Annotated in this window: 19 protein-coding genes; 12 read left to right on the top strand and 7 right to left on the bottom strand. The window is 64.5% G+C overall.

Annotated elements, in window-relative coordinates; all coding sequences use genetic code 11:
- A partial coding sequence (locus P5705_RS16600; RefSeq protein WP_277461939.1) for a PqiC family protein occupies positions 1-593 on the top strand: 593 nt, incomplete at its 5' end.
- Positions 594-753: 160 nt separating this feature from the next.
- On the opposite strand, the gene P5705_RS16595 is transcribed toward P5705_RS16600, so the two are convergent.
- On the bottom strand, positions 754-2,211 hold the full coding sequence (locus P5705_RS16595) for a histidine kinase (protein WP_277461938.1): 1,458 nt from the start codon (positions 2,209-2,211) through the stop codon (positions 754-756).
- A gap of 136 nt (positions 2,212-2,347) precedes the next feature.
- Here P5705_RS16595 and serB point away from each other — a divergent pair, with 136 nt between their 5' ends.
- On the top strand, positions 2,348-3,562 hold the full coding sequence (gene serB / locus P5705_RS16590; protein WP_277461937.1) for a phosphoserine phosphatase SerB: 1,215 nt from the start codon (positions 2,348-2,350) through the stop codon (positions 3,560-3,562).
- Positions 3,563-3,743: 181 nt separating this feature from the next.
- Here serB and asd read toward each other — a convergent pair whose 3' ends face one another.
- From asd to P5705_RS16575, 3 genes are read right to left on the bottom strand one after another with little or no spacing between them, the layout of a single operon-like run.
- Positions 3,744-4,607, bottom strand: a complete 864-nt coding sequence (gene asd, locus P5705_RS16585; protein WP_062572668.1) for an archaetidylserine decarboxylase — start codon at positions 4,605-4,607, stop codon at positions 3,744-3,746.
- A 9-nt stretch (positions 4,608-4,616) separates the two neighbouring features.
- A complete protein-coding gene (gene rhdA / locus P5705_RS16580) occupies positions 4,617-5,426 on the bottom strand; it encodes a thiosulfate sulfurtransferase (RefSeq protein ID WP_277461936.1) in 810 nt (269 codons plus the stop codon).
- Positions 5,427-5,471: 45 nt separating this feature from the next.
- The gene (locus tag P5705_RS16575; protein ID WP_277461935.1) at positions 5,472-7,007 is read right to left on the bottom strand and encodes an HDOD domain-containing protein; all 1,536 of its coding nucleotides are present in this window, start codon (positions 7,005-7,007) and stop codon (positions 5,472-5,474) included.
- A gap of 130 nt (positions 7,008-7,137) precedes the next feature.
- Here P5705_RS16575 and motA point away from each other — a divergent pair, with 130 nt between their 5' ends.
- Both motA and motB read left to right on the top strand, forming a co-directional pair.
- Positions 7,138-7,989 carry a flagellar motor stator protein MotA gene (gene motA / locus P5705_RS16570; protein WP_277461934.1) on the top strand — a complete coding sequence of 284 codons (852 nt, stop codon included), beginning with the start codon at positions 7,138-7,140 and terminating at the stop codon, positions 7,987-7,989.
- A 3-nt stretch (positions 7,990-7,992) separates the two neighbouring features.
- The gene (gene motB / locus P5705_RS16565) at positions 7,993-9,012 is read left to right on the top strand and encodes a flagellar motor protein MotB (protein ID WP_277461933.1); all 1,020 of its coding nucleotides are present in this window, start codon (positions 7,993-7,995) and stop codon (positions 9,010-9,012) included.
- Positions 9,013-9,190: 178 nt separating this feature from the next.
- Here the strand turns inward: motB and P5705_RS16560 are convergent, their stop codons facing one another.
- On the bottom strand, positions 9,191-9,670 hold the full coding sequence (locus P5705_RS16560; RefSeq protein ID WP_277461932.1) for a molecular chaperone Tir: 480 nt from the start codon (positions 9,668-9,670) through the stop codon (positions 9,191-9,193).
- Positions 9,671-9,881: 211 nt separating this feature from the next.
- Positions 9,882-10,913: a small ribosomal subunit biogenesis GTPase RsgA gene (rsgA, locus tag P5705_RS16555; protein WP_277461931.1), complete on the bottom strand. Its 1,032-nt coding sequence runs from the start codon at positions 10,911-10,913 to the stop codon at positions 9,882-9,884.
- Between the two features lie 109 nt (positions 10,914-11,022).
- Here rsgA and orn point away from each other — a divergent pair, with 109 nt between their 5' ends.
- Positions 11,023-11,565, top strand: a complete 543-nt coding sequence (gene orn / locus P5705_RS16550) for an oligoribonuclease (protein ID WP_277461930.1) — start codon at positions 11,023-11,025, stop codon at positions 11,563-11,565.
- Positions 11,566-11,657: 92 nt separating this feature from the next.
- Positions 11,658-12,269, top strand: a complete 612-nt coding sequence (locus tag P5705_RS16545) for a trimeric intracellular cation channel family protein (protein WP_011535955.1) — start codon at positions 11,658-11,660, stop codon at positions 12,267-12,269.
- A 75-nt stretch (positions 12,270-12,344) separates the two neighbouring features.
- On the opposite strand, the gene queG is transcribed toward P5705_RS16545, so the two are convergent.
- On the bottom strand, positions 12,345-13,418 hold the full coding sequence (gene queG, locus P5705_RS16540; RefSeq protein ID WP_277461940.1) for a tRNA epoxyqueuosine(34) reductase QueG: 1,074 nt from the start codon (positions 13,416-13,418) through the stop codon (positions 12,345-12,347).
- Positions 13,419-13,483: 65 nt separating this feature from the next.
- On the opposite strand from queG, the gene P5705_RS16535 reads away from it, so the two are divergent.
- The 6 genes from P5705_RS16535 to hfq all read left to right on the top strand — a co-directional run bounded on the left by P5705_RS16535 (position 13,484) and on the right by hfq (position 19,461).
- A complete protein-coding gene (locus tag P5705_RS16535; protein WP_277461929.1) occupies positions 13,484-14,335 on the top strand; it encodes an NAD(P)H-hydrate dehydratase in 852 nt (283 codons plus the stop codon).
- Entirely contained in the window at positions 14,323-14,796 is a 474-nt protein-coding gene (gene tsaE / locus P5705_RS16530) for a tRNA (adenosine(37)-N6)-threonylcarbamoyltransferase complex ATPase subunit type 1 TsaE (protein WP_277461928.1), read from the top strand. The genes P5705_RS16535 and tsaE overlap by 13 nt, the downstream gene beginning before the upstream one ends.
- A 12-nt stretch (positions 14,797-14,808) precedes the next feature.
- On the top strand, positions 14,809-16,239 hold the full coding sequence (locus P5705_RS16525) for an N-acetylmuramoyl-L-alanine amidase (protein ID WP_277461927.1): 1,431 nt from the start codon (positions 14,809-14,811) through the stop codon (positions 16,237-16,239).
- Positions 16,236-18,134, top strand: a complete 1,899-nt coding sequence (mutL, locus tag P5705_RS16520; protein ID WP_277461926.1) for a DNA mismatch repair endonuclease MutL — start codon at positions 16,236-16,238, stop codon at positions 18,132-18,134. Before P5705_RS16525 ends, mutL begins: the two co-directional genes overlap by 4 nt.
- Position 18,135: 1 nt before the next feature.
- Entirely contained in the window at positions 18,136-19,107 is a 972-nt protein-coding gene (gene miaA / locus P5705_RS16515; protein ID WP_277461925.1) for a tRNA (adenosine(37)-N6)-dimethylallyltransferase MiaA, read from the top strand.
- Positions 19,108-19,200: 93 nt separating this feature from the next.
- Entirely contained in the window at positions 19,201-19,461 is a 261-nt protein-coding gene (hfq, locus tag P5705_RS16510; RefSeq protein ID WP_011535948.1) for an RNA chaperone Hfq, read from the top strand.
- The last annotated feature ends 17 nt before the right edge of the window (positions 19,462-19,478 follow it).

Genomic DNA, 19,478 nt, shown 5'->3' with positions numbered 1-19,478 from the left:
CCTCCCAGGCGGCGGGCATGGCGGTGGTGCTTGGCCCTGTTTCGGTGGCCGACTACCTGCAACGCGAGACTTTCCTGCAACGCCAGGCCGATGGCAGCCTGACCGCGGCGACCGACGGTCGTTGGGCGGGCAGCCTTTCGTCGGACATCGATCAACTGCTGGTTCGCCAGCTGGCCTGGCGCCTGGACAGCCAGCGTGTGGTGCTGGCCCCGGCGAGTACCGGGTTCACGCCGGATGTGCAGGTGCTGTTGTCGATCACCCGTCTGGATTCAGGCAAGAACCAGCCGGCCATTCTCGACGCCCAGTGGCGCTTGCTGGACCGTCGTGGCCAGGTGCGTGACAACCGCATCGTGCACCTCGAGCAGCCCCATGCGGGCAGCGAGTCGGCCCAGGTGCAGGCCCAGGGGCAACTGTTGCAGAAGCTGGCCGAACAGCTCAGCAGCGCGGTCAAGCCATTGGCCAACCAGCCGGCAATCGCCGAGGAGGCACCGCGTAAGCAGGCGGCGCCGGTACAGGTGAAGAAGGAGCCGGAGAAGCCGAAAATTCCAATGGCTTCGCCGATTCGTACCGATATGGAAGTATTCCGGTTCTGATGCAGCAGACATGAAAAAGCCCGCAGCGATGCGGGCTTTTTTGTGAGCGTTGCACATGCCCTGTAGGAGCGGCTTCAGCCGCGAAGCAGGCGATGCGGTGTATACACCGGCTGTGCCGGTGATCGCGGCTGAAGCCGCTCCTACAGGTCACGACAAGGCGTCAGGCGCGGCGTTCGTGCATCCTCGCCAGCTGGCGCTCCAGCATCGATGGGTATGGCTCCATCAGCCGCTCCACGCAGCAGGCGCCCTCGGGGCTGGCGATCGGGCGGATACGCGCGCGCTGGCGGATCAATGTGTCATCGCTGATCCGGCGCTCGACCAGCAGCAGGTTACGGCTGTGCTGCGACAGGGCCAGGGCATCCTGGGCCTGCTCGGTCATCAGCAGGTCGACCTGATCCATGCCTTGCAGGTCGTCGGCCAGCACCAGGCCCAGCTGCAGTTGCAAGGTGATGCCACTGTCGGCCACCTCGATCTGCAGGGCATGGCCCAGGGCACGCAACAGTTCGCCGCAGCAGATGGCATTGGTCAGGTAGTCCTCGCCGCTGTCGCGGCTGTGGAACAGCAGCAAGGTGCTGCCGTCGTTCAAGGTGTGGACTTCCCCTTCGTACAGCGAGGCGGCCTGGTCCAGGCAGTCGCGGTAACGCTCCAGCAGCTCGGTCAGGCGCGTGCGGGGCAGGCGGCGCAGTTGCTCCTGGGAGCCCAGTTGCACGGCCAGCACGGCGCTGTATTGCGGTTCGTCGGACTCGATGGCGACGGGCTTGGCCGGGGCGCTTTCTTCATCCATCAGGCCGGCGAAGGCGTCATCGTCATGGTCATGGTCATGGTCGGGCACGTGTGCCACAGCTTTCGCGCGTGGGGCAGGCTTGGGGGCGGGCACGTCGTCGAAGTCGTCTTCCTCGTCTTCCATCTCCGGCTCTGGAGGCGGCGGCGGGGCGAGGCGGGCGTGCAGCTGGCGGGCCAGGTCGCCGATCTCGTCGTGGCGGTCGGTACCCGGCGTGTAGGGGTGCGGGTCACGCAACCACACGCGCAGTTGCAACAGCGGGGTGGAAATGAATCGGCCCAGGCGCAGGCTCAGGGTGAGCGCCAGCGCCAGCAGGATGGCGGCGAGGATGCCCATGCTTTGCAGGCTGATCAGCATGGGCTGCTGGAACTGGTTCATGTCCAGGCTGATGCGCAGCTGGCCGGCGGTCACGTCCTGGAAGGTGATCTTGGTCTGGTACAGGCCCTCGGCCTCGCCCAGCAAGCTGTTTTTCGGGCGCTGGCCGGCCTCGGCGAGGATGCGGTTGTCGACGCTGTAGATGGCCGCGTGCGCCACCAGCGGGTTCTTCACCAGGTTACCCAGCAGCACGTTGAGGCTGAGGATGTCGTTGGACACCAGCAGCTCGGTCGCCGATGTGGCGGTCTGGGTGGTCAGGCTCTGCCCCACGGCGTCGGCCTGCTCATGCATGGCCTGCTTGAACTGCAGGCCCATGACGCAGGCATAGATCACCAGGGCCAGGGCCACCAGGAAGATGTTGTGGCTGGCAATGCGCAGGGCCAGGGGAATTCGGCGCTGGCTCAGGGCTCGGTAGATCATCAGGAAGAAATTGTCGGGTTTGACGGGCGTGGGCCGGTTCACAGAGCGCGGCTCTTTATGGCGAGAAAGTTGCTGCGCAGTATAGCGATACGCGTTTTGTCGGCAAAGTATCGTTGGTGCCCGATGGTCATGGAAAATCGGTAGAATGCGCATTTTTCATCGAAGTCGGAGCCCGGTCTTGCGCGAAATCGTCCTGATCAACATTACTGGTGAAGACCGTCCGGGTCTTACCGCGGCCATCACCGGCGTCCTGCTCCAGGGCGGTGTGAACATCCTCGACATCGGCCTGGCGGTGATGCACGGCACCCTGTCGTTCGGCATCCTGGTCGACATCCCCGACAACGAAGTGGCCACCGCGCTGCTGCAGAGCGTGCAGTCCAAGGCTCATGAGCTGAACCTGCAGGCCCGCTACACACCGATCTCCGAGGCCGACTACCAGCACTGGGCCGACAGCCAGGGCGAGGCGCGCCATATCGTCACCCTGCTCAGCCGCCGGGTCACTCCGCAGCAGTTGCAGCGGGTCAGCGCGATCATCAGCCAGTATGGCCTGACCATCGAGCGCATCGAGCGCCTGTCCGCCCGCGTGGCGCTGGATGCCCCGACCGAGAAGGGCAAGTCCGCGCTGGAGATTTCCGTGCGGGGCGAGGCCAGTGATGCCCAGGCCCTGCGCGCCGATTTCTTCGCCCTGTCCGAGGAACTGAACATCGACATCGCCTTCCAGCGCGATGACCTGTTCCGCCGCAATCGTCGCCTGGCGGTGTTCGACATGGACTCCACGCTGATCGAGGCCGAAGTGATCGACGAGCTGGCCAAGGCCGCGGGCGTCGGTGAGCAGGTGGCGGCGATCACCGAGCGCGCCATGCGTGGCGAGCTGGATTTCCGTGCCAGCTTCAAGGAGCGCATGGCGCTGCTCAAGGGCCTGGACGTGGGCGTGCTCGACCAGATCGGTGCTTCCCTGCGCCTGACCGAAGGTGCCGAGCACCTGTTCGCCGAGCTCAAGCGCCTGGGCTACAAGACCGCGATCCTCTCGGGCGGTTTCACCTACTTCGCCAAGCAGGTGCAGGCGCGCCTGGGCATCGACTATGTGTTCGCCAACGAGCTTGAAGTGGTCGACGGCAAGGTGACCGGCGTGGCGGTCGAGCCGATCGTCGACGCCCAGCGCAAGGCCGACCTGCTGCAGCAGCTGGCCAGTGAGGAGGGCTTGCAGCTCGAGCAGACCATCGCCGTCGGGGATGGCGCCAATGACCTGCCGATGCTCTCCCAGGCCGGCTTGGGCGTGGCCTTCCGCGCCAAGCCGCTGGTACGCCAGTCGGCCAAGCAGGCGATTTCCACCCTGGGCCTGGACGGCGTGCTGTATCTGCTCGGCGTGCGTGATCGCGAAGCGCGCGGTTGATCTTGAGCCCCTGGGCCGCGTTGCGGCCCTTTCGCGGCACAAGGCCGCTCCTACAGATGGTCGTGTCCCCCTGTAGGAGCGGCCTTGCGCCGCGAAAGGAGGGCGAAGCCCTCCCTGCAATCCCAAGGCAAAAAAAGCCCTGCATGATTTGAATCATGCAGGGCTTTTTATTACCGGATGGTCAGGCCTGGCTCGGCTGCGCCAGCAGCTCACCCATGCGTACCGCGGAACCCGCACCCAGGCTTTCGGCCCACTTCACCTGCTCGGGCCCGAACAGCACGATAGCGGTGGAGCCCAGCTTGAAGCGACCCAGCTCGGCGCCTTTCTCCAGGTGGATCGGCGCGCGGCTGGCTTCGTCGTAGCGGAAGGTCTTCAGTTCGCGCTTCGGTGGGGTGACCAGGCCAGCCCAGACGGTTTCGATCGAGGCGACGATCATCGCGCCCACCAGCACCACGGCCATCGGGCCGCGTTCGGTGTCGAACAGGCAGACCACGCGTTCGTTGCGAGCGAACAGCTCCGGAACGTTTTCCGCGGTGGTCTGGTTGACCGAGAACAGCCGGCCAGGCACGTAGACCATCTCGCGCAGGGTGCCGGCCAGCGGCATGTGCACGCGGTGGTAGTCCTTGGGCGACAGGTAGATGGTGGCGAACTCGCCGCCCATGAACGGAGCGGCCAGGGCTGGATCGCCACCCAGCAGCTCCAGGGCGCTGTAGCCATGGCCCTTGGCTTGGAAAATACGGCCGTGTTCGATGGGCCCGAGCTGGCTGACGGCGCCATCGGCCGGGCAGAGGATCGCGCCGGGGGTCTCGTCCAGCGGGCGGGCGCCCGGCTTGAGGGCGCGGGTGAAGAATGCGTTGAAATGCTCGTAGGCGCTGAGGTCTTCGACCAGCGCCTCGGACATGTTCACCTGGTAGCGCTTGGCGAACCAGGCGGTGAAGGCATTCTTGAACCAGCGCGCGCGGCACTCGGCGACGCAGCCGGCCAGGCGCGACAGCAGGTGGTGCGGCAGCAGGTACTGGCTGATGATGAACAAGCGGGATTTCATTGAGCGTCCTTAAACTTCGACGGGCGTGTCGGGGTGGTTGCCCCATTCGCCCCAGGAACCGGCATAACCCTTGACCCGTGGATAGCCGAGGGCCTTGGCCACGAGGTAGGTGAAGCCGGAGCGGTGGTGAGTCTGGCAGTGGGTGATCACTTCCTTGTCCGGGGTGATACCCAGGTTTTGCAGAATTTCGGCGATGTCCTTGCGGATACGCAGGTGGTCGTTGAGGTCCATGCCGGCGGTCCACTCGAAGTTGATCGCGCCAGGGATGTGCCCGCCTTTGGCCGCCAGGACTTTCTCGCCACGGTACTCCCCAGGTGCACGAGCATCCCAGATAGCCAGATCGGTGGCGCCCAGGCGGCTCTGCAGGTATTCACGGGTGGCGGTGGGTTCGTCATGCAGTCGCAGGCTCACCGGGCCGTCGGCATTTTCAGGCACCTCGGTGGACAGTGTGTCTGCCGGCCAGGCGTGGATGCCGCCATTGAGATAGTGGTAGCCCTTGTGGCCGATCACGTCGAGCAGCCAGATGAAACGCCCGGCCCAGCCACCACCCTCGTCGTCGTAGACCACATAGACCGCGTCGTCGCGGTGGCCGAGCTCACCGAACAGCTTTTCCAGGTCGGCACGAGCCGGCAGCAAACCCGGCGCTGGCGGTTGGCCCAGCTGGGTGCGTTTCGGGTCGACGAAGCGGGCCCCGGGGATATGCCCACTGCCATAGCGGTTGGCGCTGGTCAGGTCGACCAGGATCAACTGTGGCGAATCCAGGCGCGGCAGCAGGTCCGCAGGCTCGATCACCAGGGGCAAGCCGGAAAAATCAGTCATCCACGATCTCCAGGGTGGAAAGAGGGCGATTGTAGCGCAAGGTCGTTATGAATGGCGGGCACCAAAGGTGGCCAGGGCACGTTCCACACACTGCGCGGTCTTGCCGAAGGCCTGTACGCCAACATCGGCCAGCGGTTTGCCGCCCTGGTCGGCGACCATCAGCATCAAAGGCTGGCCGTTGACCGCCAGCGAGCGCAGCAGCAGGTGCTCGCCCTTGAAGAAGGCGCGCAGTGGCGCGGGCATCAGTGCCGCGAACTGCGCGTGGTTCTCGGGGGTCAGGCGCAGTTGCGTGGCTTGGCTCAGCAGGCGCTGAAGCAGTTTGCTCCCGGCCAGTGGAAGCACTTGAGCGGCAGCCTCCTTCGGCAGGCCGGCCAATTGCTGTACACGCAGGCATTCATTGGGCTTGTCCAGCATCAACAGCATCACCCGCTGCATGCCGCAGGCCAGCAGGGCTTCGCAGGCCTGGGTGGCGAGGTGCACGGCGTTGCTGAACGGGCTCGGTTGGGCCAGCAGTTCGGCGCACAGCTTGCGCCAGCGTTCGAGATCCTGATGCGCGGGCGGCGGCGGGGTGAGCATGTCCGGGTGCGGGCGACGCTGGTGCCAGGGCCATATCAGCGCCTCGGCCGGATGGAACAGGGCGTGCTGCGCGTGATGGCGGGCACTGGCCGCGGCCTGCTGGTGGACCTGCTGCTGGACGTCGTCCAGCGTGGTTTGCAGGTAGAGCGCAGTGAGCAACTGCCAGCGCAGCAGGTGCGGGTTGTCCCAACCCACCTGGGCGGCCAGGGCCAGGCCGTTGGCCAGCAGCACGGTGTTGGGTGGCTGGTTGAACCAGCGGCGCAAGGCCGGTTCCTCGTCCAGGCGTTGCTGCTGGACCAGCGGATCCTGCTCGCGGGCGATGCTCAGCACCTGCGCCAGTTGTTCGCGCTCGTCCATCAACAGGCGGTACCCCTGGGTCACCCACTCCGGCAACCGCCAGTGCTGGGCCATGGCCTGGCACAACTGCATGATGCGCACGCCGAACAGTTCCTGCTCGACCTCGCCGGCGTTCTCCCCCTTGTGGATAACACGCAGCTCCCAGGTATCGAGCAGCTTGGGGTAGGCCAGGGCCAATGGCCACAGCGGCGAGAGGAACAGCAGGCTGCCCCAGTGGATCTCCTGCCACAGGCGTGCCAGGCGGCTGGCGAACAGGCCGTTGGCCTGTTGCGTGGCGTGCTGGCTGATCAGCAGGAACTGGCTCAGTACCGGTGGGATGTCGTCGTCGGGTACGGCGGGCAGGCGCGCCAGCAACTGGCTGGTGCGCGCCAGGCCCAGGCGGTTGAGGGCGATTTCCAGGCTTTCGGCGGGTTCCGCCTGGCTGGCATTGGCCGGGTGGTTGGCTTCGCGCATCACGCAGAGCACCAGCGCGGGGCTGTCCTGCATCAGTTCGGCGATGTCGCGCAGGGAGCGGCGGTTGTCGTTGATGGCCTGCAGCACACGGTCGTGGCTGTCCTTCGGAATCGGCACGCGAATCCCGTCGAGCAGCTTTACCCAGGCCTCTAGACTCGACGGGACCTGACTTGGCACCTTGGTTTCAATTGGCATATTGACATCAGTCCGAACTGGCTTTTCGCATTGAGTGGCTATAGTCTGGCGCAGTTCTGCCGATAAGTAGAAGAAGAGTTTTCAAGCTCCCGCTCCCTACCCTGACCACGACAGCAAGTGCTTTCAACTTATGGCTAAAATTATCGGCATCATCGTCGTATTCGCGAGTGTGCTCGGCGGCTACGTGCTTTCCCACGGCAAGATCGCGGCACTGATCCAACCGTTCGAGGTGCTGATCATCGGCGGCGCGGCCTTCGGTGCGTTCCTCCAGGCCAACCCTGGTCACATGACCATGCATGTGATCAAGAAGTCGCTGAAGATGTTCGGCACCCGCTTCACCCACACCTTCTACCTCGAAGTGCTGGGCCTGGTGTACGAGATCCTCAACAAGAGCCGTCGTGAAGGCATGATGGCCATCGAGGGCGACATCGAGGACCCGGCGGCCAGCCCGATCTTCGCCAAATACCCTGCAGTAATGGGCGATGAGCGCATGACTGCGTTCATCTGCGACTACCTGCGCATCATGTCCACCGGCAACATGGCGCCCCATGAGCTCGAAGGCCTGTTCGACATGGAGCTGCTGAGCATGAAGGAAGAGCTGGAGCACCCGTCCCACGCGGTGAACGGCATCGCCGACGGCATGCCTGGCTTCGGTATCGTCGCGGCGGTACTGGGCATTGTGGTGACCATGGCCTCGCTGGGTGACGGTGACCAGAAGTCCATCGGCCTGCACGTGGGTGCGGCGCTGGTCGGTACCTTCTTCGGTATTCTTGCCGCCTATGGCTTCTTCGGCCCTCTGGCCAACGCCTTGCGTCATGACGCCAAGGAAGAGCTGAACGTCTACGAGGCGATCAAGGCCGCGCTGGTGGCCTCGGCTTCCGGCATGCCGCCGTCGCTGGCGGTCGAGTTCGGTCGCAAGGTGCTGTACCCGGGCCACCGCCCGAGCTTCGCCGAGCTGGAACAAGCAGTACGCGGTCGCTAAGCCATGGAAAACAATCAGCCCATCATCGTCAAGCGCGTCAAGCGCTTTGGCGACGGCCACCACGGCGGTGCCTGGAAGATTGCCTTCGCCGACTTCGCCACGGCGATGATGGCGTTCTTCCTCGTGCTGTGGCTGCTGTCCACTGCCACGCCCGAGCAGAAGATCGCCATCGCCGGCTACTTCAAGGACCCGATCGGTTTTTCCGAGAGCGGCACGCCGTACATCATCGACCTGGGTGGTTCGCCGCAATTGGCGCCGGAAAAGACCATCAACCCGGAAACCAAGTCTGAACCTACGCCTGACACCAGCATCCAGCTGGACAAGGACCAGGTCGAGACCATGGCCGAGCAGGTCGAGCGCGAGCGCCTGGAACTGCTGCTGCAGGAGTTGCAGAACAAGGTCGAGGAAAACCCGCAGTTGCAGAAGTTCAAGGACCAGATCCTGTTCGAGATCACCCAGGACGGCCTGCGCATCCAGATCATGGACGCTGAGAACCGGCCGATGTTCGACCTGGGCAGCGCGCGCCTGCAGCCGTATTTCGAGGACATCCTGCTGGCCATGGCCGACACCATCAAGGCGGTGCCGAACAAGATCAGCATCAGCGGCCACACCGACGCCAAGCCGTATGCCGGCACCGGCGACTTCGGCAACTGGGAACTGTCGGCCAACCGCGCCAACGCCGCGCGTCGCGCGCTGGTGGCCGGTGGCTACCCGGACGGCCAGGTGGCCCGGGTGGTTGGTTATGCGTCGTCGTCGCTGTTCGATCGGGAGAATCCGTTCAACCCGGTCAACCGGCGGATCGACATCATCGTGCTGACCAAGAAGGCCCAGCGCAACATCGAGGGCGAGCAAGGCACCCCGGACGCGCCGCCTGCCAGTGGCGCACCGGGTGCCGCAGCGCCCGTGGCGCCTGGCACCGCGGGCGAAGCGGCGCAGGAACCGATGCAGCCGCGCGAGCTGCGCCAGAAGCTGAACATCTTCGAAGATGGTGTGTTGAAGATGGACGAAGCCAAGGGCCAGTAACCGATAAGGGTCGCAATGCGGCCCCTGTGTAGGAGCGGCTTCAGCCGCGATCACCCGCGAAGCGGGTGCAGGCACCGCGTCGGCTGCATCGCGGCTAAAGCCGCTCCTACAGAGGGCCCTGTTCCCAACGCGACAGCGCAGCCCAATGAGGCGCTCCCACAGGATTACCCCCTACCGCTCAGAACCCTCGCCGGATCTTGGCCTTGAGATCGGCATGGAAGAAGTCGGCGTTGTCCCGATCGCTGAAGCCTCTTCGTCCCGTGGACGACGACATCCCCCGCCCGAACGTCTGTTCATCGTGATACGCCAATACAAACAGGTCGATATGGCTGCGTTCGCGCATCACCGGCCATTTGCCCAATCGCTCCGGCGGGCCTCCCTCGCCCGTGTGGTAGAAGCTTACCCGTCGGTTGGAAATGGCCGCAGCTCCAAGCAGCCAGGCAGTCCACCAATCGCCACTATTGCTGTCCGACACCACGCCGATCCAGTGGGTGGCATCGTTCATCTGCTGGCAAAAGCTGCCATGCAAGTCGTCGAAGGTCTGCCCGTCGCAATCGAACAGTACCAGTTGGGTGGGAATGCCTTCGAGCAGCATGCGCTCGTTGAGGATGAAGGCGGCCAGGCGGTCGCCATGGGGGTAGCTGATGAAGACCGGCATCAGTGCTGTTCTCCTTGTGGGAGGTAGGCACAGTGCAGGCAGGGTGCTGATCTTGTCATTGTGTGACCTTCCTTGAACCGGGCAGGGGAAGTCGCTGGTTGGCGACGGATCCTGGGCGGAACAATCGGTGAAAGGTCAGGTAATCAACAAGAGCTGACGAAAAAACGAGAGCCGTCCTACGGCTCTCGGTAAAACATCCTACGGAAAAGCCCTAATAGCTATCTTCCGGCAAGCTGGCGATGATCGAGCGGTAGCTGCTCATGCGCTGCTGCGAAACCTGGCCGTCTTCCAATGCCTTGAGCAACGCGCAACCCGGTTCACGGTCATGCTTGCAATCGCGGAATCGGCAGTTGCCGATCAGGTCACGGAACTCGATGAAGCCATCTTCCACGTCGTCACGGCTGACATGGCCCAGGCCGAACTCGCGGATACCCGGCGAGTCGATCAGGTCGCCACCGTTGGGGAAGTGGTACAGCCGCGCGGTTGTGGTGGTGTGCGTGCCTTGGCCCGACCATTCCGACAGGTCGCCGACACGGGTGCCGGCGTCGGGCAGCAGGCTGTTGACCAGCGACGACTTGCCCACGCCAGACTGGCCGACGAACACGCTGATATGGCCGTCCAGCGTTTGTTGCAGGCGCTGCATGCCGTCGCCCTGATGCGCGGAGACTTCCAGCAACGGATAGCCGAGATTGCGGTACACCTCCAGCATGGCGTTGAGGGTCGGCGCATTTTCTTCGTTGATCAGGTCGGCCTTGTTGAGCAGCAGTAGCGGGCGAATGCCGGCGTGCTCGGCTGCCACCAGGTAGCGGTCGATCAAGTTGGGGTGCGGCTCGGGGGCCGGGGCGAAGACGATGACGATCAGGTCGACGTTGGCCGCCACGGGCTTGAGCTGGCCGTGGTTGTTTGGCCGGCACAGTTCGGTGGTGCGGGGCATCTGCGCGACGATCACGCCGATGCCCTGATTGCCGGCGCGCCATACCACGCGGTCGCCGGTGACCAGCGCCGGCAGGTTGGCGCGCAGGTGGCAACGGAAGACCTGCCCGGCAGCCTCGCCGTCCTGGGCCTCGACCTCGACTTGCACGCCGAAGTGGGCGATCACCAGGCCCAGTTGTTCCGGCCCCAGGTCGCCACCCTCCAGCTCCTGCAGCACATGCTGCTCGCGTTTGGCGGCGCGGGCGGCACGCTCGCCCTGGATCTTTTCGATGCGCCAGTTCTGGCGGCGGTTGAGCTGGCGTTTGGCCATGAAGGTTCCGTGTCGGCGGGGCTGAAAGAAAACGGCAGGCAGTTTAGCACGGCCCGCCCACGACCAACCTCGCTAGGCTAATATGACGGCCTATCAGAGGAGCCCTTTCATGCAGAACCCACAGAACCTGATCTGGATCGATCTGGAAATGACCGGCCTGGATCCGGACAGCGACGTCATCATCGAGATGGCCACCATCGTTACCGACAGCGAGCTGAACACCCTGGCCGAGGGGCCGGTGATCGCCATCCACCACAGCGATGAAGTGTTGGCGCGCATGGATGAATGGAACACCCGCACCCATGGCAATTCGGGGCTCACTCAACGTGTGCGCGAGAGCACGGTGAGCATGGCCAAGGCCGAAGCGCAGACCATCGCCTTCCTCGAACAGTGGGTACCGAAGGGCAAGTCGCCGATCTGCGGCAACAGCATCTGCCAGGATCGCCGCTTCCTTTACCGTCACATGCGTGGGCTGGAAAACTACTTCCACTACCGCAACCTCGACGTCTCCACCCTCAAGGAGCTTGCCGCACGCTGGGCGCCGGATGTGCGTGACAGTTTCAAGAAGGGCAGCACCCACCTGGCGCTGGACGATATCCGCGAGTCGATTGCCGAGTTGCGCCACTACCGTGAGCACTTCATCAAGTTCTGAGTGTGCCGTGCGCCGACGATAGTCGGCGCGCCCTCTTTTGGTGCCCCGCCTGACTGGTTAGACTGCGCGCCTTTCCCGCACGGACCTGCACCATGTTGCTGATGCTCTACCTCATCGCCATTACCGCCGAAGCCATGACTGGCGCCCTGTCAGCCGGCCGTCGAGGCATGGACTGGTTCGGCGTGGTGCTGATTGCCTGTGTCACCGCGCTGGGTGGTGGCTCGGTACGCGATGTGTTGCTCGGGCACTATCCGCTGACCTGGGTGAAGCACCCGGAGTACCTGGTGCTGACCAGTTTCGCGGCGCTGCTGACCATCTTCATCGCCCCGTTGATGCGCCACTTGCGCTCGCTGTTCCTGGTGCTCGATGCGCTGGGGTTGGTGGCCTTCACGTTGATCGGCTGCATGACCGCGCTGGAGATGGGGCAGGGGTTCCTGGTCGCTTCGATCAGTGGGGTGATCACTGGGGTGTTCGGCGGGATCCTGCGGGATATCTTCTGCAACGACATTCCGCTGGTGTTCCGGCGTGAGCTGTATGCCAGCGTGTCGTTCGCCGCGGCGTGGTTCTACCTGGGGTGCGTGTATTTCAAAGTCCCGGCGGAGCAGGCGATGTTGCTGACCTTGTTCGGTGGGTTCCTGGTGCGGCTACTGGCGATCAGGTTCCACTGGGAAATGCCCAAGTTCCACTACAACGACCAACACTAATCGACGCCGCGTACCTGTAGGAGCCAGCCTTGCTGGCGAATCGGGCCGGACGCTGTTCGCCAGCAAGGCTGGCTCCTACGCGATGTTGCGAGCTTCGTGTTGGGCGAGCGCCCATTCGACATGCTCGCGCACCAGGTCCGATGGATCATCCCGCCGCGCATTCAGCGCCTCCAGCACCGGAATGGTCGACGGCGCATTGCCCAGCCCCACCGCCAGGTTGCGCAGGAACCGCTCATACCCCGCCCGCCGCAACGGTGAACCTTCGGTGCGCGCGAGGAAGCGCGGCTCGTCCCACAGGAACAGTTCGGCCAGCTCGATGTTGTCCAGGCCGCGCCGCGGCATGAAGTCGTCCTCGGTCGTGGTCTTGGCGAAGCGGTTCCACGGGCAGACGATCTGGCAGTCGTCGCAGCCGAACACCCGGTTGCCGATCAGCGGCCGCAGTTCGACCGGGATGGCATGGCGCAACTCGATGGTCAGGTAGGAGATGCAGCGCCGCGCGTCGAGCTGGTAGGGCCCGACGAAGGCCTGGGTCGGGCAGATGTCCAGGCACGCCTGGCAGCGCCCGCAATGATCGCTGCCCTGTACGCCATCGATCGGCAACGGCAGGTCGACGAACAGTTCGGCGAGGAAGAAGTAGCTGCCGGCCTTGCGATTGAGCAACAAGGTGTTCTTGCCGATCCAGCCCAGGCCGGCCTCTTGCGCCAGGGCCTTCTCCAGCACCGGGGCGCTGTCGACGAAGGCGCGGTAGCCGAACGGGCCGATGGCCTCCTGGATACGGTCGGCAAAGTGCTGCACGCGCTTGCGCACCAGCTTGTGGTAGTCGCGGCCCAGGGCATAGCGCGAGATATAGGCTTTTTCCGGCTCAGCCAGGCGCTTGGCCATCTGCGTGTCGCCGGGCAGGTAGTCCATGCGCAGCGAAATCACCCGCAAGGTGCCGGGGATCAGCTCGGCCGGGCGCGAGCGCTTGTGGCCATGGTCGCCCATGTACTCCATTTCACCGTTGTAGCCTGCGGCAAGCCAACGCTGCAGGTGCTGTTCGTGTTCGCCAAGGTCGACCCCGGCGATGCCGACATGGGCAAAACCGAGTTCGAGGCCCCAATCCTTGATCGATTGGGCCAGTGTGGCGATGTCTGGAGTATTGGCGGGCATGGATGGATAAGGCATTACGGGCACAGGTGCGTATAATTCTGCCAGACATCGGAGCCTTTGACCCCATGCCTCAGACCAAACACCCCACAATGCCGCTCAGCAGCCTGACCTTGGCCAGGTTGCCGCCACGCGCCGCCGACGCCCACAAGAGCGATTTCGGCCATGTGCTGGTGGTGGGCGGTGACCTGGGCACCGGTGGCGCGGTCATGCTCAGCAGTGAGGCGGCGCTGCGTTGTGGCGCCGGCCTGGTCAGCGTGGCCACCCGTCCCGAGCATGTCGGTGCCGGATTGGCTCGGCTGCCGGAGGCCATGTGGCTGGGCGTGACCTCGGCCAATGAATTGATGGGCCCGCTCGCAAGGGCATCGGTTCTGGTGGTCGGCCCAGGCCTGGGACAAGCGTCCTGGGGGCGCAGCCTGTTGTCGGCGGTGAGTCATGTGCACGTGCCGCAGGTCTGGGACGCCGATGCCCTCAACCTGCTGGCGGGTGCGCCACTGGCTTTGCCCAGCGGCAGCATCCTGACGCCGCATCCGGGTGAGGCGGCACGCCTGCTGGGCATCTCCACCGAGGCCGTGCAGGCTGATCGGCCCGGGGCGGCGCGCAAGCTGGCGCGTCGTCATGCCAGCGTCTGCGTGCTCAAGGGCGCCGGCACGTTGGTGGCCGACCCTGCCGGACAACTGGCGCTGTGCGGGCGTGGGCATCCTGCCATGGCTGGAGCAGGCCTGGGTGATGTGCTGACCGGCGTCTTGGCGGCGCTGCTGGCCCAAGGGCTGGATGCGTGGCAGGCCGCGTGCCTGGGGGTATGGCTGCACGCCTGTGCTGGCGAGCGCCTGGGAATAAAAGGTAGAGGGCTGGCGGCCAGCGATCTGGTCCCGGTCATTAGAGCGTTATTGGAGGAGCATTCAGCGTGTCAGGTTTAACCCTGTTTCTGGCCGACGAGCCGGCCACCGTCGCCTTTGGCGCGAAGCTGGCCGAAGTGACCGGCGGTCGTGGCGTGATTTTTCTCGAGGGCGACCTGGGTGCGGGCAAGACCACGCTTTCCCGGGGGCTGATTCGTGGCCTTGGCCACACCGGCCCGGTAAAAAGTCCGACCTTTACCGTCGTAGAACCCTATGAAATCGGCGACATTCGCGCCTTCCACTTCGACCTGTACCGCCTGGTCGACCCGGAAGAGCTCGAGTTCATGGGCATCCGCGACTATTTCGAGGGCGATCCGCTGTGCCTGTTCGAGTGGCCCGATAAAGGCGCGGGCGTTTTGCCAAAGCCCGACCTGACCATTACCATAAGCCCGCAAGCGGGCGGACGTTCGCTGAACCTGTCGCCGCAGGGGGCTCGCGGCGAATCCTGGTGTGCCGTTCTGGCCGAAGCATTCAAACAGTAAGTGGGGAAAGGTATGCGCATACGCGCACTGGTCGCCGTCGTTGGGCTGCTGCTGACCGCGGTGACCGTCGACGCTATGGCCGTCACTCAAGTCAAGAGCATGCGCCTGTGGCGCGCTCCGGACAACACGCGGCTGGTCTTCGACCTGTCCGGGCCTGTGCAGCACAGCGTATTCACCCTGACCGCACCAGATCGCCTGGTGATCGACATCAATGGCGCCACATTGGGTGCGCCGCTGAACGTTTCCACTTCGAACACGCCGATCAGCAGCGTGCGTTCGGCCCAGCGCACGCCCACTGACCTGCGCGTGGTGGTCGACCTGAAAAAGGCCGTCTCGCCGAAAAGTTTCGTCCTGGCGCCGAATGCCCAGTACGGCAACCGCCTGGTGGTCGACCTGTACGACCAGGAAGCCGACGCCATCGCCGCCAGCAACCCGACGCCACCGCCCACGCCGCAGCCGCCGGCTACCACGCCCGCGGTGCCGGTGACGCCGGCGCAGCCCGCCATCAAGCTGCCGCCGGCACCCGCTGGCAAGCGTGACATCGTCGTTGCCATCGACGCCGGCCACGGTGGTGAAGACCCGGGTGCCTCGGGCTCGCGCGGCCAGCACGAGAAAGACATCGTGCTGGAAATCGCCCGGGAGCTGCAGCGCCAGATCAACACCGAGAAGGGTTATCGCGCCGAGCTGACCCGCACCGGCGACTACTTCATCCCGCTGCGCAAGCGTACCGAGATCGCCCGAAAGAAGGGTGCCGACCTGTTTGTCTCTATTCACGCCGACGCCGCGCCGTCCACGGCCGCATTTGGTGCGTCGGTGTTCGCCCTGTCCGACCGTGGCGCGACTTCTGAGACCGCACGCTGGCTGGCCGACACGGAGAACCGTTCCGACCTGATCGGTGGTGCCGGCAACGTCAGCCTCGACGACAAGGACCGCATGCTCGCGGGTGTGCTGCTCGACCTGTCGATGACCGCCACGCTCAGCTCCAGCCTCAACGTCGGGCAGAAGGTGCTGGGCAACATGGGCCGGGTGACGCCGCTGCACAAGCAGCGCGTTGAACAGGCCGGGTTCATGGTGCTGAAGTCGCCGGACATTCCATCGATCCTGGTTGAAACCGGATTCATTTCCAACGCCAACGAGGCTTCGAAGCTGGCAACCAAAAGCCACCAGCAGGCGCTGGCGCGCTCGATTCACACCGGCGTGCGCCAGTTCTTCCAGCAAAACCCGCCACCTGGGACCTACATCGCCTGGCTGCGCGACAGCGGCAAGATCGCCCAAGGGCCACGCGACCACACCGTGCGCCCAGGCGAGACGCTGGCGATGATCGCCGTGCGCTACCAGGTCAGCGTCACGGCCCTGCGCAGCAGCAACAACCTGAAGACGGACGAGCTTAAAGTGGGCCAGCACCTCGACATTCCGGCCACCACCCTGGCGTCCCAGCAATGAGCGGCGGTTCACGTATCCAGCTGCTCAGCCCGCGGCTGGCCAACCAGATTGCCGCCGGCGAGGTGGTCGAGCGCCCGGCCTCGGTGGCCAAGGAACTGCTGGAAAACAGCCTGGACTCCGGCGCCCGGCGCATCGAAGTCGAAGTCGAGCAGGGCGGCGTGAAGCTGCTGCGCGTGCGCGACAATGGCGGCGGCATCGCGCCGGATGACCTGCCGCTGGCGCTGGCGCGCCACGCCACCAGCAAGATCCGCGAGCTGGAAGACCTCGAAGGCGTGCTCAGCCTGGGTTTTCGCGGCGAGGCCCTGGCTTCGATCAGTTCGGTGGCGCGGCTCACCCTGACTTCGCGCACCGCCGACGCCGGTGAAGCCTGGCAAGTGGAAACCGAGGGCCGTGACATGACCCCGCGCGTGCAGCCAGCCGCGCACCCGGTCGGCACGTCCGTCGAAGTACGCGACCTGTTCTTCAACACGCCGGCCCGGCGCAAGTTCCTCAAGGCCGAGAAGACCGAATTCGACCACCTGCAGGAAGTGATTCGGCGCCTGGCGCTGGCGCGCTTCGATGTGGGCTTTCACCTGCGCCACAACGGCAAGACCATCTTCAGCCTGCACGAAGCCTCCGACGAGATGGCCCGGGCGCGGCGCGTCGGCACGATCTGTGGCCCGGGGTTCCTCGAGCAGGCGCTGCCGATCGATGTCGAGCGCAATGGCTTGCGATTGTGGGGCTGGGTTGGCCTGCCGACCTTTTCGCGCAGCCAGGCCGACCTGCAGTACTTCTTCGTCAACGGCCGTGCGGTGCGTGACAAACTGGTGGCCCACGCGGTGCGCCAGGCCTACCGCGACGTACTGTTCAATGGTCGGCACCCGACTTTCGTGCTGTTCCTCGAGTGCGACCCGACCGGTGTCGACGTCAACGTGCATCCGACCAAGCACGAAGTGCGTTTCCGCGAAGGGCGGATGGTCCACGACTTCCTTTATGGCACCCTGCACCGTGCGTTGGCCGACGTGCGGCCGGAAGATCAGCTGGCTGCGCCTGCCGCTGCCAGCGAGATCGTCCGCCCCAGCGGGCAGCAGGTTGGCGAGTTCGGCCCACAGGGTGAAATGCGCCTGGCCTCGCCTGTGCTGGAGCAGCCGCAGGCCGACCTGCGTCAGTCGTTCACGCCGGGCAGTGGCGCCGGATCGGGTTACCAGTATCAATACACGCCGCGTCCATCGCAGCCGCTGCCGGTCGCCGAGACCCAGGCGGTGTACCGCGAGTTCTACGCGCCGCTGGATGGCACCACGCCTGCTTCCCTGCCAGAGAGCCAAGGCGACATTCCGCCGCTGGGCTACGCCCTGGCCCAGCTCAAGGGCATCTACATCCTCGCCGAGAACGCCGTCGGCCTGGTGCTGGTGGACATGCATGCCGCCCACGAGCGGATCATGTATGAGCGCCTCAAGGTCGCCATGGCCTGCGAGGGCCTGAGTGGTCAACCGCTGCTGGTGCCCGAGTCGCTGGCGCTGAGCCAGCGCGAGGCGGACTGCGCCGAGGAGCACGCCCAGTGGTTCCAGCGCCTGGGCTTCGAGCTGCAGCGCCTGGGCCCGGAAACCGTGGCGATCCGCCAGATTCCGGCACTGCTCAAGCAGGCCGAGGCCAACCGCCTGGTGCAGGACGTGCTGGCCGACCTCATGGAGTATGGCACCAGCGACCGCATCCAGGCGCACCTGAATGAACTGCTCGGGACCATGGCCTGCCACGGCGCCGTGCGCGCCAACCGGCGCCTGGCCATCCCGGAAATGAACGCGCTGCTGCGCGACATGGAAAACACCGAGCGCAGCGGCCAATGCAACCACGGCCGGCCGACCTGGACCCAGATGGGCCTGGACGACCTGGACAAGCTGTTCCTGCGGGGGCGATGAAATGAGTGGCAAACCCCCGGCGATATTTCTCATGGGGCCGACCGCGGCCGGCAAGACCGACCTGGCCATCGAATTGACCAAGGTGTTGCCGTGCGAACTGATCAGCGTCGATTCGGCGCTGGTCTATCGCGGAATGGACATTGGCACCGCCAAACCCTCGAAAGAGATCCTGGCCGCCTACCCGCATCGGCTGATCGACATCCTCGATCCGGTCGAGAGCTATTCGGCCAAGCAGTTCTGCACCGACGCCCTCGAAGCCATGGCCGAGATCACCGCGCGTGGCAAGATCCCGCTGCTGGTGGGCGGCACCATGCTTTATTACAAGGCGCTGGTCGACGGATTGGCCGATATGCCACCGGCCGACGCCGCCGTGCGTGCCGAGCTCGAAGCGCAGGCGAGTGCGCTGGGACTGGGTGAACTGCATCGTCAATTGGCCGAGGTCGACCCTGAGTCGGCCGCGCGCATCCATCCGAATGACCCGCAGCGCCTGATTCGCGCGCTTGAGGTATACCGGGTGAGTGGCGAGAGCATGACCGCCCACCGCCAGCGTCAATTCGCGGAAAGTCGCGGCGCAGACGCAGGCGCGAGCGGGCATTTGCCCTATACTGTCGCGAGTTTGGCGATTGCTCCTACAGATCGTCACATTTTGCATCAGCGAATTGCGCTACGATTTTCGCAGATGCTGGAACAGGGCTTCGTCGACGAGGTCCGATCGCTGCGAGCCAGAAGTGACTTGCACGCCGGGCTGCCGTCTATACGAGCAGTGGGTTACCGACAGGTCTGGGACTATCTCGACGGTCAGTTGACTGAGAATGAGATGCAAGAACGCGGTATCATTGCCACCCGCCAGCTGGCCAAGCGGCAGTTCACCTGGTTGCGCGGCTGGGATGGCGTGCACTGGCTGGATAGCCTGGCCTGCGACAATCTGTCCCGCACCTTGAAATACCTTGGGGCCGTCTCCATATTGAGCTGAGTCCCTGCTTATAGCCGTCTATTCTTACGAAAGGCGGCATGAATCATCGAATTTCTTGTTTTTCTACTATTGATCCTTACAGGAGTGCGGCATATGTCAAAAGGGCATTCGCTACAAGACCCTTACTTGAACACCTTGAGAAAAGAAAAAGTCCCGGTTTCGATCTATCTGGTCAACGGGATCAAGCTGCAGGGTCAGATTGAATCCTTCGACCAGTTCGTCGTGCTGCTGAAGAACACCGTCAGCCAGATGGTCTACAAGCACGCCATTTCGACCGTCGTACCTGCCCGTCCGGTTCGTCTGCCAAGCCCGTCCGATGCCGAGCACGGCGACAGCGAGCCAGGCAACGCTTGAAAAAAGTAGGAGCCTGC

The organism is Pseudomonas entomophila, assembly GCF_029478665.1.
In the GTDB taxonomy this organism is placed as follows: domain Bacteria; phylum Pseudomonadota; class Gammaproteobacteria; order Pseudomonadales; family Pseudomonadaceae; genus Aquipseudomonas; species Aquipseudomonas entomophila_F.
This window is presented reverse-complemented; position numbering and strand designations above follow the sequence as displayed.